Source organism: Nocardioides sp., from assembly GCF_041913365.1.
Lineage (GTDB): Bacteria > Actinomycetota > Actinomycetes > Propionibacteriales > Nocardioidaceae > Nocardioides.
Window position 1 is genome coordinate 268,457 of record NZ_JAYSFM010000001.1, and the last position, 14,847, is coordinate 283,303.

11 protein-coding genes are annotated in these 14,847 nt (G+C 72.1%); 10 read left to right on the forward strand and 1 reads right to left on the reverse strand.

Annotated features, from left to right (window positions below):
• Positions 1 to 6 precede the first annotated feature (6 nt).
• From ACE3QY_RS01375 to pntB, 8 genes are all read left to right on the forward strand, one after another.
• Complete coding sequence (locus tag ACE3QY_RS01375) at positions 7 to 2,049, forward strand: bifunctional aldolase/short-chain dehydrogenase (RefSeq protein WP_374454209.1); 2,043 nt, start codon at positions 7 to 9, stop codon at positions 2,047 to 2,049.
• 21 nt (positions 2,050 to 2,070) lie between these two features.
• Positions 2,071 to 3,516: a rhamnulokinase family protein gene (locus ACE3QY_RS01380; protein WP_374454210.1), complete on the forward strand. Its 1,446-nt coding sequence runs from the start codon at positions 2,071 to 2,073 to the stop codon at positions 3,514 to 3,516.
• Positions 3,513 to 4,298 (forward strand): (Fe-S)-binding protein, encoded by a 786-nt coding sequence (locus tag ACE3QY_RS01385; protein ID WP_374454211.1) that lies wholly within the window; start codon positions 3,513 to 3,515, stop codon positions 4,296 to 4,298. Before ACE3QY_RS01380 ends, ACE3QY_RS01385 begins: the two co-directional genes overlap by 4 nt.
• A 17-nt stretch (positions 4,299 to 4,315) precedes the next feature.
• Entirely contained in the window at positions 4,316 to 5,773 is a 1,458-nt protein-coding gene (locus ACE3QY_RS01390) for a lactate utilization protein B (protein ID WP_374454212.1), read from the forward strand.
• The gene (locus ACE3QY_RS01395) at positions 5,770 to 6,354 is read left to right on the forward strand and encodes a lactate utilization protein C (protein WP_374454213.1); all 585 of its coding nucleotides are present in this window, start codon (positions 5,770 to 5,772) and stop codon (positions 6,352 to 6,354) included. Before ACE3QY_RS01390 ends, ACE3QY_RS01395 begins: the two co-directional genes overlap by 4 nt.
• 99 nt (positions 6,355 to 6,453) lie before the next feature.
• Entirely contained in the window at positions 6,454 to 7,530 is a 1,077-nt protein-coding gene (locus ACE3QY_RS01400) for a hypothetical protein (protein ID WP_374454214.1), read from the forward strand.
• Between the two features lie 182 nt (positions 7,531 to 7,712).
• Positions 7,713 to 9,239, forward strand: coding sequence for a Re/Si-specific NAD(P)(+) transhydrogenase subunit alpha (locus tag ACE3QY_RS01405; protein WP_374454215.1), 1,527 nt, complete (start codon positions 7,713 to 7,715; stop codon positions 9,237 to 9,239).
• A 3-nt stretch (positions 9,240 to 9,242) separates the two neighbouring features.
• Positions 9,243 to 10,664, forward strand: a complete 1,422-nt coding sequence (gene pntB / locus ACE3QY_RS01410; RefSeq protein WP_374454216.1) for a Re/Si-specific NAD(P)(+) transhydrogenase subunit beta — start codon at positions 9,243 to 9,245, stop codon at positions 10,662 to 10,664.
• On the opposite strand, the gene ACE3QY_RS01415 is transcribed toward pntB, so the two are convergent.
• The gene (locus ACE3QY_RS01415; RefSeq protein WP_374454217.1) at positions 10,636 to 11,697 is read right to left on the reverse strand and encodes a LacI family DNA-binding transcriptional regulator; all 1,062 of its coding nucleotides are present in this window, start codon (positions 11,695 to 11,697) and stop codon (positions 10,636 to 10,638) included. The genes pntB and ACE3QY_RS01415 overlap by 29 nt on opposite strands.
• A 136-nt stretch (positions 11,698 to 11,833) precedes the next feature.
• On the opposite strand from ACE3QY_RS01415, the gene ACE3QY_RS01420 reads away from it, so the two are divergent.
• Complete coding sequence (locus tag ACE3QY_RS01420; protein WP_374454218.1) at positions 11,834 to 13,120, forward strand: extracellular solute-binding protein; 1,287 nt, start codon at positions 11,834 to 11,836, stop codon at positions 13,118 to 13,120.
• A gap of 109 nt (positions 13,121 to 13,229) precedes the next feature.
• A complete protein-coding gene (locus ACE3QY_RS01425; RefSeq protein WP_374454219.1) occupies positions 13,230 to 14,846 on the forward strand; it encodes an ABC transporter permease subunit in 1,617 nt (538 codons plus the stop codon).
• Position 14,847 lies beyond the last annotated feature (1 nt).

Consider the following 14,847-nt stretch of genomic DNA (forward strand, 5'->3'; position numbering starts at 1 on the left):
ACCCCCGTGAGTGACCTGAACCCGACCGTTGCCGAGCTCGTCGCGCGCTCGAACTCGTTGGGCGCCGACCCGAAGAACACCAACTACGCCGGCGGCAACACCTCCGCCAAGGGCACCGAGACCGACCCGGTCACCGGCGAGGACGTCGAGCTGCTGTGGGTGAAGGGCTCCGGCGGCGACCTCGGCACCCTGACCCCCGCCGGCCTCGCCGTGCTGCGGCTGGACCGGATGCGCGCGCTCGTCGACGTCTACCCCGGCGTCGACCGCGAGGACGAGATGGTCGCGGCGTTCGACTACTGCCTGCACGGCAAGGGCGGGGCTGCGCCGTCGATCGACACCGCGATGCACGGCCTCGTCGACGCCGCGCACGTCGACCACCTGCACCCCGACTCGGGCATCGCGATCGCGACGGCCGCCGACGGTGAGCAGCTGACCAAGGAGGTCTTCGGCGACAAGGTCGTGTGGGTGCCGTGGCGCCGGCCCGGCTTCCAGCTCGGCCTGGACATCGCCGCCATCAAGGAGGCGAACCCGAAGGCGATCGGCTGCATCCTCGGCGGCCACGGCATCACCGCCTGGGGCGACACCAGCGAGCAGACCCGCAAGAACTCGCTCTGGATCATCCGGACCGCCGAGCGCTACATCAAGCAGCACTCGAAGAAGCTGCCGTTCGGCGCGCGGGTGAAGAAGTGGGAGCCGCTGTCCCCCGCCAAGCGGCGCGCCCGCGCTGCGGAGCTCGCCCCACTGCTGCGCGGCGTCGCGTCGGCCGATCGCCCGATGGTCGGGCACTTCACCGACGACAAGGTCGTCCTCGACTTCCTCGCCTCGAAGAACCACCCGCGCCTCGCCGAGCTGGGCACCTCGTGCCCCGACCACTTCCTGCGCACCAAGGTCAAGCCGATGGTGCTCGACCTCGCCCCCGACGCGCCGCTGGAGAAGGTGCGCGCCCGGGTCGCCGAGCTGCACGAGGCCTACCGCGCCGACTACGCGGCGTACTACGACCGCAACAAGGTGAAGGGCTCGCCCGCGATGCGGGGCGCCGACCCGTTGGTGATCCTGGTGCCGGGCATCGGCATGTTCAGCTATGGCAAGGACAAGCAGACCGCCCGCGTCGCCGGCGAGTTCTACGTCAACGCGATCAACGTGATGCGCGGCGCGGAGGGCCTGTCGACGTACGCGCCCATCGACGAGGCGGAGAAGTTCCGGATCGAGTACTGGGCGCTGGAGGAGGCCAAGCTCCAGCGGATGCCGAAGCCCAAGCCGCTGGCCACCCGGGTCGCGCTGGTCACCGGCGCCGCGTCCGGCATCGGCCTGGCAACGGCGAGGAAGCTCGCCGCCGAGGGCGCGTGCGTGGTCATCGCCGACCTGTCGCTCGACAAGGCGCAGGCGGCGGCGGCAGAGATCGGCTCGACCGACGTCGCAGTCGGCGTGCAGGTCGACGTGTCGGACGCCGCCGCCGTGCAGGCGGCCGTCGACGCGACCGTGCTCGCCTTCGGCGGTGTCGACCTCGTCGTCAACAACGCCGGCCTCTCGCTGTCGCGCTCGCTGCTCGAGACGACCGAGAAGGACTGGGACCTGCAGCACGACGTGATGGCCAAGGGCTCGTTCCTGGTTGCGAAGGCCGCGGCGAAGGCGATGATCGAGCAGGGCATCGGCGGCGACATCGTCTACATCTCCTCGAAGAACTCGATCTTCGCCGGCCCCAACAACGTGGCCTACGGCGCCGCGAAGGCCGACCAGGCCCACCAGGTGCGGCTGCTCGCGGCCGAGCTCGGGGAGCACGGCATCAAGGTCAACGGCGTGAACCCGGACGGCGTCGTCCAGGGCTCCGGCATCTTCGCCGGCGGCTGGGGTGCGTCCCGCGCCGCGGTCTACGGGGTGGAGGAGAAGGATCTCGGCAAGTTCTACGCGCAGCGCACCCTGCTCAAGCGCGAGGTGCTGCCGGACAACATCGCCAACGCCGTGTTCGTGCTCTGCTCCGACCAGCTCAGCCACACCACCGGTCTGCACGTGCCCGTCGACGCCGGCGTGGCCGCGGCCTTCCTCCGGTGACGCCCTTTCTCGGTGGTTGAGGTGCGAGCGCAGCGAGCCTCGAAACCCGTCCACGTCGCGGCCGTCGACCTCGGGGCGTCGAGCGGCCGGGTGATGCTGGGCGAGGTCGGTCCCGACCGGCTGCGGCTGGCCGCGGCGGCCCGCTTCACCAATGGTCCGGTGACCGCTGCCGACGGGCTGCACTGGGACGTCTCCGCGCTGCACCGGCACGCGCTCGCCGGTCTGCGGGCCGCGGCCGCCGCCGCGCCCGGCGGCCTGGCCAGCGTCGGCATCGACTCGTGGGCCGTGGACTACGGCCTGCTGCGCGACGGCCGCCTGCTCGCGGAGCCGTTCCACTACCGCGACGAGCGCCGTGGCGAGGTCGGCCCGCGACGCGTGCACGACCGGGTGCCCCGGGCCGATCTCTATGCGCGCACCGGTCTGCAGTACCTCCCGTTCAACACCGTCTACCAGCTGGCCGCCGACGAGCGGCTGGCCGAGGCCGACCGGCTGCTGCTGGTGCCCGACCTGCTCGCCTGCTGGCTCACCGGCAGCGAGGTGGCCGAGCGGACCAACGCCTCGACCACCGGCCTGCTCGACGTCCGCACCGGGGAGTGGGACGAAGAGCTCATCACCGGCCTCGGACTGCCGCGCGGTCTGTTCGCCGACCTCGTCGACCCCGGCACGACGATCGGCACCCTGCTGCCGGAGGTCGGGGCCGCCGTCGGTGCGGCGGGGCTGCCCGTCGTGGCCGTCGGGTCGCACGACACGGCCTCGGCCGTGGTCGGCGTACCGATGGCGGGGGAGGAGGCGGCGTACGTCTCGCTCGGCACGTGGGGACTCGTCGGCCTCGAGCTCGACGCGCCGGTCCTGACCGAGGCCGCGCGGGTCGCCAACTTCACCCACGAGGGCGGCGTCGACGGCACGATCCGCTTCCTCACCAACGTGATGGGCACCTGGCTGCTCAGTGAGACCCTGCGCGCACGGGGTCGCGACGACCTCGGCCCGCTGCTCGCCGCGGCCGCCGACGTCACCGGGCCGGTGCCGGTCTTCGACGTGCAGGACCCGCGCTTCGTGCCGCCCGGCGACATGCCCGGCCGGATCGCGGCGTGGTGCACCGAGCACGACGTCGCGGCGCCGACCGACGACGCCCGCCTCGTCCGGAGCATCGTGGAGAGCCTCGCCGCGGCGTACGCCGACGCCCTCGCGACCGCCGCGACCCTGGCCGGACGGACCGTGCACCAGGTCCATGTGGTGGGAGGTGGCAGCCAGAACACCCTCCTCTGCCAGGCCCTCGCCGACCGCACCGGCCTGCCGGTCGTCGCCGGGCCGGTGGAGGCGACCGCCCTCGGCAACGTGCTGGTGCAGGGCCGCGCGGCCGGCGCGGTCTCCGGCGGCCTCGACGAGCTGCGCGCGCTGGTGGCCCGGACCCAGGACCTGCGGCGGCACGAGCCCCGCACCCGTGCGTGGCAGGATGCGACGGGATGAAGGTCGCCCTCCAGATCACCTGCGTCAACGACGCCATGTTCCCCGAGACGGGCAAGGCGGTCGTCCGGCTGCTGAGGCGGCTCGGGGTCGACGTGGACTTCCCGCAGGCGCAGACCTGCTGCGGCCAGCCGATGGTCAACACCGGCTACCTCGACGAGGCGGTGCCGGTCGTGCGGACCTTCGTCGACGCGTTCGCGGGCTACGACGCCATCGTCACGCCGTCCGGCTCGTGCGCCGGGTCGGCCCGCCACCAGCACTCCATCGTCGCCGAGCGCTCCGGCGACCCGGCCCTCGTCGCCGCGGTCGCGGAGACCGCGCCCCGGACGTACGAACTCACCGAGCTCCTCGTCGACGTGCTCGGGGTGACCGACGTCGGCGCCTACTTCCCGCACCGGGTCACCTACCACCCGACCTGCCACAGCCTGCGGATGCTCGGCGTCGGCGACCGGCCGCGGCAGCTGCTGGAGGCGGTCCGCGGCATCGAGCTGGTCGAGCTGCCCCGTGCCGGCGAGTGCTGCGGCTTCGGCGGCACCTTCGCCGTCAAGAACGCCGACACGTCGGTCGCGATGGGGGCCGACAAGGCCCGCCACGTCCGCGACACCGGCGCCGAGGTGCTGGTCGCCGGCGACAACTCCTGCCTGATGCACATCGGTGGCGTGCTGTCGCGCCAGCGGGCCGGCGTACGGGTCATGCACCTGGCCGAGGTCCTCGCCGCGACGGAGGACACCGAGGGTGAGTCCACCGGGCCCGCGGTCGGCAAGCGGGCGGAGTCGCTCCCGTGAGCGGCACCTTCGTCGGCATGCCAGTCTTCCCGACCGCCGCGCGCCAGGCGCTCGGCGACACCCAGCTGCGCCGCAACCTCGCCCACGCCACCCAGACGATCCGCGACAAGCGCGCCCGCGTCGTCGCCGAGGTCGAGGACTGGGAGGAGCTCCGGCTCGCCGGTGCCGGGGTGAAGGAGGCGGCGCTGCGCGACCTCGCCACCCACCTCGAGACCCTGGAGGCCTCGCTCACCCGGGCCGGTGCGACCGTCCACTGGGCGCGCGACGCCGACGAGGCCTGCGCGATCGTGGCCGCCGTCGCGAAGCGGCACGGCGCCGACGAGGTCGTGAAGGTGAAGTCGATGGCCACCCAGGAGATCGGGCTCAACGAGGCACTGGAGGCCGAGGGCATCGCCGCGTGGGAGACCGACCTGGCCGAGCTCATCGTCCAGCTCGGCGAGGACCTGCCGTCCCACATCCTCGTGCCCGCGATCCACCGCAACCGGGCCGAGGTGCGCGAGATCTTCCGCCGCCGGATGGCGGCGGTCGGCCGGCCCGCGCCCGACGACCTGACCGACGAGCCGGCCGTCCTCGCGGGTGCCGCCCGCGAGCACCTGCGCGAGAAGTTCCTGCGCGCGAAGGTCGGCGTCAGCGGCGCCAACTTCGCCGTCGCCGACACCGGCACGCTCGTCGTGGTCGAGTCCGAGGGCAACGGCCGGATGTGCCTGACCCTGCCCGACGTGCTGGTCAGCGTGGTCGGCATCGAGAAGGTCGTCGCGACCTGGTCCGACCTCGACCCGATGCTGCGGCTGCTGCCGCGCTCGTCGACCGGCGAGCGGATGAACCCCTACACCTCCACCTGGTCCGGCGTGACGCCCGGCGACGGCCCGCAGGAGGTGCACGTCGTCCTCCTCGACAACGGCCGCACGAACGCCCTCGCCGACGAGGTCGGCCGCCAGGCGCTCCGCTGCATCCGGTGCTCGGCGTGCCTCAACGTCTGCCCCGTCTACGAGCGCGTCGGTGGCCACGCCTACGGCTCGGTCTACCCCGGCCCGATCGGCGCGATCCTCAACCCGCTGCTCCGCGGGGTCTCCGACGAGCAGACCGCGTCACTGCCGTACGCGTCCTCGCTGTGCGGCGCCTGCTTCGAGGTCTGCCCGGTGCGGATCGACATCCCGTCGGTGCTGGTCGACCAGCGCGCGGCCGTCGTCGACTCCCACCGCGGCGACCGGGTTCCCAAGCCAGAGGCGGTGGCGATGAAGGCCGCCGCATGGACCTTCTCGTCCGCGAAGCGCCTCGCTCGGGCCGAGCAGGCCTCCGGCCTGGCCGGACGGGTCCTCGGCCGCTTCTCCCGTACGTCGCTGCCCGGAGGCAGGACCGCAGCCGGCCGCCTGCCCGGGCCCGGGGCCGCGTGGACCGGCGCCCGCGACCTGCCCGCCCCGCCCGAGGAGTCCTTCCGCGCGTGGTGGGACCGCACCGATGGGGGCCAGAAGTGAGCGCGCGCGACGACATCCTCCGGCGTGTCCGCACCGCCCTCGACAGCGTGTCGCCCGCCGAGGCCGTACCTCCGGCCCCCCGCGCCCCCGACCGGGGCGACCTGGTGGCGCTCTTCGCCGAGCGGGTCGAGGACTACCGGGCCGAGGTGACCCGCTGCGCGCCGGGCGACCTGGCGTCGGTGGTCGCCGAGGTGCTCGGGGCGGCGCGCGTCGTCGTACCTCCCGGGCTCGACCTCGACGTCCCCGGAGCGGTCGTCGACGACGGTCTCACCGCAGCCGAGCTCGACGCGATCGACGCGGTGGTGACCCGGGCCGCCGTGGGGATCGCCGAGACCGGCACGATCGTGCTCGACCACGGGCCGGGCCAGGGCCGCAGGATCATCAGCCTGGTCCCCGACGTGCACGTCTGCATCGTCGACGCGGGTCAGGTCGTCGCCGACGTGCCCGACGCGGTCGGCCTCCTCGACCCCGCCCGCCCGACCACCTGGATCAGCGGTCCCTCGGCCACCAGCGACATCGAGCTCGACCGGGTCGAGGGCGTCCACGGACCCCGCACCCTCCACGTGGTCCTCGTCGACTGACCCGGGTCGAGTGCGCCACCCCGCGGCGACTACTACCGCGCGGGCACTCGACCTGGGGGCCGCGCGCCCGACCACCCGTAGCACGGCAGGGTGGTGCCCATGACGGAGCACGGGGACGAGACGGTGGCGGCGGCTTCCGCACGGGCGATGGGCCTCGACGAGTGGGACGTGGTCGTCCCGCTCGCCGGCGGACGTGGGGGCGCGAGCCGCGCGACCGCGGGCGGTGTCGACCATGTGATGAAGCGCTACCCGGCCGGCGACCCGACGGGCGGTGCCCGCGAGCGGGCCGCGCTGCACGCGCTCGCCGGCGCCGCGGGCACGCCGACGCTGCTGGCCGAGGCGGACGAGCCACCGCTCGTGGTGATGTCCCACGTCGCGGGGCACGGGAGCGTCGCCGACGTGCTGCTCGGGGACGACCCGCAGGTGGCCGAGGAGGCGCTGCTCCGCTGGGCCGTCGCGCTGGCGCACCTGCACGCGGCGGGCACGCCCGACGTCGGCGATGCGTTCGTGGAGCGGCTGGCCGAGCGGGGCCCCGGGCTGGAGCCGCGGTCGCTGGCGGGCGACTTCGCCGGCGCCGCGGAGAGTTACGCCGTCGCGCTGGCCGACCTCGACCTGCCACCGCACCCCGACGGGCTCGCGGAGCTGCGGGCGCTTCCGGCCCGTCTCGGCGACGTACGCGACGAGGTGCTCTCGCCGGCGGACACCTGCCCCGACAACAACGTCCTCACGGCCGACGGCCTCGTGCTGATCGACTTCGAGCACGCCGAGCTGCGCCACCGGGCGTGGGACGTCGCCTACCTGCGCGCCCCCTGGCCGAGCTGCTGGTGCGCCTGGCTCGTCCCCGAGGACGTCGCCGCGCGGGCCGTCCACCGCTACCGCGCCGCCGCCGGCCCGGTCGCCGTCCGTCCAGGCTTCGACGCCGACCTCGACCTCGCCACCCTGGGCTGGCAGGCGATGACCCCGGGCTGGTTCCTGGCAGGTGCGCTGGAGAGTGACGACCGGGACCGCAGCGCCCGCGGCCCGACCCGGCGGGCCTTCGTGCTGCACCGCCTGGCCGCGGTGGCAGCGACGGACACCCTGCCCGCGCTGGCCGCCATGGCCGCGGACCTGCACGCCGAGCTGGTCCGGCGGTGGGGCGAGGTCGACCTCGAGCTGGCGCCGGCGTTCCGGTCCTGACCGGCAGGCCCGTTCGCCGAGGCACTGCTCTTCCTGCTCGAGCGCCTCGAGGTGGTCCCGCCCCGCGTGTGACGCGCGCCACCTGAGACACCGGCGCCGGGGGGCCTGCTTTCGGTACGTTGTGCCCGGCCCGCACGCCGTCCAGGTCCTGTCCACACACCCGGCCCACCCAGGAGGCACCAGTGCGCATCGGCATCCCGCGCGAGTCCCGACCAGGCGAGACCCTCGTCGCCGCCACGGCGAAGACGGCGTCCCAGCTCGCCGCGCTCGGGTACGACGTCGTGGTCGAGGCAGGTGCCGGAGTGGCCGCCGACCAGCCCGACGACGCCTTCCTCGACGCCGGCGTGCAGGTGGGCTCCGCCGAGGACGTGTGGGGCAGCGACGTCGTGGTGAAGGTCAACGCACCCACCGACGACGAGGTCGCCCGGCTCCGTCGCGGAGCCACGGTCATCAGCCTGATGGCCCCGGCCCGGACCCCCGAGCTGGTCGAGCGGCTCGCCGCCGCGGGCGTCACCGGCCTGGCGATGGACGCGGTGCCCCGCATCTCGCGCGCCCAGTCGATGGACGTCCTCTCGAGCATGGCCAACGTCGCCGGCTACCGCGCCGTGATCGAGGCCGCCCACGAGTTCGGCCGGCTCTTCACCGGCCAGGTGACCGCGGCAGGCAAGGTCCCGCCGGCGCGCGTCTTCGTCGTCGGCGCGGGCGTCGCTGGCCTCGCCGCGATCGGTGCGGCGGGCTCGCTGGGCGCGGTCGTGCGCGCCTTCGACGTACGTCCCGAGGTGGCCGAGCAGGTCGAGTCGATGGGCGCGGAGTTCGTCACCGTCGACATGGAGCAGGAGGTCTCCTCCGACGGCTACGCCAAGGAGATGACCGCCGAGCAGGAGGCCGCCACCGCGGCGATGTACGACGAGGAGGCGCGCGCCGCCGACATCGTCATCACCACCGCGCTGATCCCGGGCCGCCCGGCCCCGCAGCTGGTGACCGCCGAGACGGTCGCCGCGATGCGGCCCGGCTCGGTCGTCGTCGACATGGCGGCCGCCAACGGCGGCAACGTGGCGGCGACGGTGCAGGACGAGCGCGTCGTCACCGCCAACGGGGTCACGGTCCTCGGCTACACCGACCTCGCCGGCCGCCTCGCCGCCCAGACCAGCCAGCTCTACGGCACCAACATCGTCAACCTCCTCAAGCTGCTCACCCCCGAGAAGGACGGGCAGCTGACCCTCGACATGGACGACGTGATCCAGCGCGGCATCACCGTCACGCGGGAGGGCGAGACCCTCTGGCCGCCGCCGCCCGTCCAGGTGTCCGCCGCACCGGCGGCGCCCGCCGCCGCCGTGGTCGCGAAGGAACCGCCCCCGCCGCCGGACCCGAGGCGCCGGTTGTACGCCGCCGGGCTGGCGGCCGTGGTCTTCCTGGCCCTCGCGACCGCCGCGCCGGCGTACTTCCTGCCGAGCCTCACCGTCTTCGTGCTCGCCGTCGTCATCGGCTTCTACGTCATCGGCAACGTCCACCACGCGCTGCACACCCCGCTGATGAGCGTCACCAACGCGATCAGCGGGATCATCGTGGTCGGCGCGATCCTCCAGGCGCCGCTCGACGACGTCGCGGTGCAGGTGATCGCGGGCGTGGCCATCCTGTTCGCCAGCATCAACGTCTTCGGTGGCTTCCTCGTCACCCGGCGGATGCTCAACATGTTCCAGAAGGACTGAGCCGTGGTCTCGTTCGTGACGGGGGCCTACATCCTGTCGGCCCTCCTGTTCATCCTCGCGCTCGCCGGCCTGAGCAAGCACGAGACTGCCCGCCGCGGCAACGCCTTCGGCATGGCCGGGATGGCGCTGGCGCTGGTCTCGACACTGCTGCTGGTGCTGCGCCAGCTCACCGACGGCTCCTACGACTCGTTCAACGTCTGGGTCGGCCTGCTGATCATCGTCGTGACGATGGGAATCGGCGCCACCATCGGCATCCGGCTGGCGCAACGCGTGGAGATGACCGGGATGCCCGAGCTCATCGCGATGATGCACAGCTTCGTCGGCCTCGCCGCTGTGCTCGTCGGCTACAACACCTATATCGAGACCGCCTCGGTCCACGGCATCGTGACCGACTCGGTGCACGCAGGCGAGATCTTCGTCGGCGTCTTCATCGGCGCGGTGACCTTCACCGGCTCGATCGTGGCCAACCTCAAGCTGAGCGCGCGGATGAGGTCCGCGCCGATGATGCTGCCGGGACGCCACTTGCTGAACCTCGGCATCCTGGTCGCATCGGCGCTGCTCATGGTGTGGTTCATGGTGGCCGACGGCTGGCCGGCCATCGCCCCGCTGGCCGTCATGACCGCGCTCGCACTGCTGCTCGGCTTCCACCTGGTCGCGGCCATCGGCGGCGGCGACATGCCGGTCGTCGTCTCGATGCTCAACAGCTACTCCGGGTGGGCCGCGGCGGCGGCGGGCTTCATGTTGAGCAACAACCTGCTCATCGTCACCGGCGCCCTGGTGGGTTCCTCCGGTGCGATCCTCAGCTACATCATGTGCAAGGCGATGAACCGCTCCTTCGTGAGCGTCATCGCCGGTGGCTTCGGCTCGGACGGCGGTCCCGCGGAGGACCGCGACTACGGCGAGCACCGCGAGATCCAGGCCGACGACGTCGCCGACCTGCTCGCCCACGCGTCCACGGTGGTGATCACGCCCGGCTACGGCATGGCCGTCGCCCAGGCGCAGTACCCCGTCGCCGAGATGACCAAGAAGCTGCGCGAGAAGGGCGTCGAGGTCCGCTTCGGCATCCACCCCGTCGCCGGCCGCCTGCCCGGCCACATGAACGTGCTGCTGGCCGAGGCGAAGGTGCCCTACGACATCGTGCTCGAGATGGACGAGATCAACGACGACCTCCCGGACACCGACGTCGTCCTCGTGATCGGCGCCAACGACACCGTCAACCCGGCGGCGCTCGAGGAGCCCGGCTCACCGATCGCCGGCATGCCGGTGCTCGAGGTCTGGAGGGCGAAGGAGGTCATCGTCTTCAAGCGCTCGATGGCCACCGGCTACGCCGGCGTGCAGAACCCGCTGTTCTTCAAGGACAACACCCAGATGCTCTTCGGTGACGCCAAGGACAAGGTCAACGAGATCGTCGCTGCCCTGGGCTGACCGCGTCGGTCGAGGGCGTCGGAGCACTCGCCGTCGAGCCGCGCACCACCAGCTCGGGCCGGTAGAGCACCTCGCCGACGTGGGGGGCGGTGCCGGCGATCTGCTCGGCGATCTCCTGGCTGGCCGCCTGCGCCAGCGCCTCGGCGGGCTGGCGCACGGTGGTCAGCGGGGGGTCGGCGAACTCCATCATCTGGCTGTCGTCGCTGCCGACCACCGACAGGTCCTCGGGGACCCGCAGGCCGCGCCCACGTGCGGCGCGGATGACGCCCAGCGCCATCACGTCGGACCCGCAGACGATGCCCGTGACGCCGCGGTCGATGAGCCGCTCGGCCGCCTGCTGCCCGCCCGGCACGCTGTACGTCGTCGTCTCGACGAGGTCGGCCGCGTCGAGGTCGTCGGGGACGAGCCCGCGCGCGGTGACGGCCTCGATGAAGGCCTGCCGCTTGCGCTGCGCGGGCAGGTAGCGCATCTGGCCGAGGGCGGCGCCGATGCGCCGGTGGCCCATGTGCTCGAGGTGCTGCACGGCGAGCTCGACCGCGGCGACGTCGTCGGTGGACACGCTCGGTGCGTCGAGGCCGGCCAGCGCGCCGTTGACCAGCACGATCGGCAGGCCGAGGTCCATCAGCCGCTGGTAGCGGGCCGGGTCGCTGTCGACGAGGGCGTGGACGCCGGAGACGAAGATGATCCCGGTGACCGAGTGCTCGAGCAGGATCGCGACGTAGTCGTCCTCGTGGACGCCGCCGAGGGTCTGGCTGCAGAGGACCGGCGAGAGTCCGAGCCGCGAGAGGCTGAGCTCGAGGTGGTGCGCCAGCCGGGGGAAGAAGGGGTTCTCCAGCTCCGGCAGCACCAGGCCCACCAGTCCGCCGGCGCGGGGACGCAGCCGCACGGGCCGGTCGTAGCCCAGCACGTCGATGGCGGTGAGCACCTGGCGACGTGCCTGGGGGCTGACGCCGGGACGTTCGTTCAGCACGCGACTCACCGTGCTGATGCTCACCCCCGAGCGCTCAGCGATCTCGCTCAGCCTGACCCTCACGGTGGACAGACTAGTGATGTGAGTCGCTCGCGCTAGGGCCAAATGAAAAAAGTTGCAGCACCTTTTCAACGCTGCAAAGCCGCTGCTACGGTGTGGCGTCCCTCACACCGGCCTACCTCTTGGGGAGGACCCTCAGATGCGCAGATTCGCCCGCACCCTCGGCCCGATGGCGGTGATGGTGCTCGCCCTGACCACCGCCTGCGGTGGCGGGGACTCAGGCTCGGAGAGCAGCGGCTCCTCCGACGACAGCAGCACGTCCCCCAGCGCCGAGTCCGGCGGCGGCGGCGGCGACGCCGACCTGCTCGTCTGGACCGACTCGCTCAAGATCGACGCCGTGAAGGAGGTCGCCGACTCCTTCGGCGAGGACAACGGCATCACGGTCAAGGTCCAGGCGATCTCCGAGGACCTCCAGGGCAACTTCGTCACCGCGGACGCGGCCGGCAACGGCCCCGACGTGGTGGTCGGCGCCCACGACTGGATCGGCAACCTCGTGCAGAACGGCGCGATCGAGCCGCTCAACCTGACCCCCGACGAGCTCTCGGGCTACTCCGAGAAGGCCGTCCAGGCCACGACGTACGACGGCAAGCTCTACGGCGTGCCCTACGGCATCGAGGCGCTCGCGCTCTACCGCAACACCGAGGTGGCGCCCGACGAGCCGGCCAGCATGGACGACGCGATCGCCGCCGGCCAGGCCGCGGTGAAGTCGGGCAAGGTCGACTCGGCCCTCAACCTGCCGGTCGGCGAGCTCGGCGACGCCTACCACATGGAGCCGATCCTCACGTCCTACGGCGGCTACATCTTCGCCTACGACGACGCCACCGGCTACGACGCGCAGGACGTCGGCATCGGCAAGGAGGGCTCGATCAAGGCCGCCCAGGAGATCTCCAAGCTCGCCAAGGACAAGGTGCTGCGCACCTCGATCAGCGGTGACAACTCGATCGCCCTGTTCACCAGCGGCAAGGCGGCCTTCCTGGTCTCCGGTCCCTGGGCGCTCGCTGACGTGAAGGAGGCCGGCTTCGACTACGCCATCCAGCCCGTGCCCGGCTTCTCCGGCCAGGAGGACGCGGCCCCGTTCATGGGCGCGCAGGCGTTCATGGTCGCCGCCAACGGCAAGAACCAGGACATCGCACAGGAGTTCGTCAACAACGGCGTCAACAGCGAAGAGGCCATGACGACGCTCTTCGAGGGCACCCAGCTGCCGCCCGCGATGACCGCCGTGCAGGACCAGGTCGACGACCCCGACCTGTCGGTGTTCACCGAGGCTGCCAATGCCGCCGCCCCGATGCCCGCCATCCCCGCCATGGCCTCTGTGTGGGAGCCGCTGGGCAAGGCGTACTCCGCCATCGTCAGCGGCAAGGACCCGGTCGCCACGATCAAGTCCGCCGGCAACACCATCAACAAGGCGATCGCCGACGCCGGCTGATCGCGCGCGACGCACGTCCGGTGGGCGGCCCAGCCGCCCACCGGACGCTGCTCGACCCGGACGACCCGCTCCACCCCTGCCCCCGCTCGGACCCTGAAGGGGAACTGACATGGCGGACCCGCATGACACCCGCACCACCACGGAGCCCGCGCCCGGAGGCCGGCGGGGCCTGACCCGGCCCGGACGCGACGACATCCCTGCGCTGCTCGTGAAGGTGCTCTTCCTCGGCGTCGTCATCGGCACCGCGATAGCCATCACGCCGGCGCTCGTCGGCGAGGAGTCGTGGTTCTTCCTCGCCGGGATCTGGGTGATCACCGCGATCCTCGTGGCGACGTACGCCACCGGCCGGGCGCTGCCCGCCAAGTACCTCGTGCCGGGCACGCTGATGCTCGCGCTCTTCGTGGTCTACCCGATCGCGCTCACCGCCAAGACCTCGTTCACCAACTACGGCGACGGCACCCGCAACGACAAGCAGACGACCGTCGACCAGATCGTCGGGGCGTCGGTCACCCGCGCCGACGACTCCCCGCAGTACAACCTGACGATCGCCACCGACGGCAGCACCTCGTCCGGTCCGTTCACCTACTTCCTGGTGCCGCAGGACGACCCCGAGACCGTCTACGAGGGCACCGCCGACGGGCTCGAGGAGGACCCCGGCGGGGTTACGCTCGACAACGGGCGGGTGAGCGCCGTCGACGGCTACACGATCCTCGACATCAAGCAGATCAGCGCGGCCTCCGACGCGCTCGACGAGATCGCGATCCCCACCGAGAGCGGCAGCTTCATCGTCCGCGACGGCACCAGCGAGGCCTTCGAGGGCGCACCCACCCTGGTCTACGACGAGGGCGACGACACGATCACCGACACGGCCAGCGACACCGTCTACCGCGTCGAGCAGCAGGGCGACCGCGAGTACTTCGTCGACGACGCGGGCAAGCGGATCTCGGACCAGTCCTGGACGGCCAACGTCGGCACCCGCAACTACGACAAGATCTTCACCGACAGCCGGATCAGCAGCAGCTTCCTCGGGATCTTCGCGTGGACCTTCGTCTTCGCCACCATCTCGGTCGTCGGCACCTTCCTGCTGGGACTGCTCTTCGCGATCACCCTGAACGACACGCGGGTGCGGGGGCAGAAGGTCTACCGGGCGCTGCTGATCCTCCCCTACGCGATCCCGGGCTTCATCTCGCTCCTGCTGTGGTCGAGCTTCTACAACCGCGACTTCGGCCTCATCAACGACCTCACCGGTCTCGACGTCAACTGGTTCGGCGGGGCCACGACCGCCAAGATCGCGGTGCTCATCACCAACCTCTGGATGGGCTTCCCCTACATGTTCCTGGTCGCCACCGGAGCGCTGCAGGCGATCCCGGAGGACCTCAAGGAGGCGGCCACCCTCGACGGTGCCGGCGGCTTCGCCGGGTTCCGCCGGATCACCTTCCCGCTCCTCCTGGTGACGGTGGCGCCCCTGCTGGTCGCGACGTTCGCCTTCAACTTCAACAACTTCGGTGCCATCTACCTGCTCACGGGCGGTGGCCCGTTCAGCCCGGACAACCCCACCGCGGGCGGCACCGACATCCTGATCAGCTACACCTACCGCCTGGCGTTCGGCGCCGGAGGCGTGCAGATCGGCTTCGCCTCCGCGGTCTCCGTCGTGCTCTTCGTCGTCACGGGCGTCATCGCCGCCCTGCAGTTCCGCGCCACCCGCTCGCTCGAGGATGTGAACTGAC

Excerpts from the sequence above, each read along its gene's own strand:
- ACE3QY_RS01385 (WP_374454211.1), top strand. The coding sequence starts at position 3,513 with ATGAAGGTCGCCCTCCAGATCACCTGCGTCAACGACGCCATGTTCCCC.
- ACE3QY_RS01390 (WP_374454212.1), top strand. The coding sequence starts at position 4,316 with ATGCCAGTCTTCCCGACCGCCGCGCGCCAGGCGCTCGGCGACACCCAG.
- ACE3QY_RS01400 (WP_374454214.1), top strand. The coding sequence starts at position 6,454 with ATGACGGAGCACGGGGACGAGACGGTGGCGGCGGCTTCCGCACGGGCG.
- ACE3QY_RS01420 (WP_374454218.1), top strand. The coding sequence starts at position 11,834 with ATGCGCAGATTCGCCCGCACCCTCGGCCCGATGGCGGTGATGGTGCTC.
- ACE3QY_RS01425 (WP_374454219.1), top strand. The coding sequence starts at position 13,230 with ATGGCGGACCCGCATGACACCCGCACCACCACGGAGCCCGCGCCCGGA.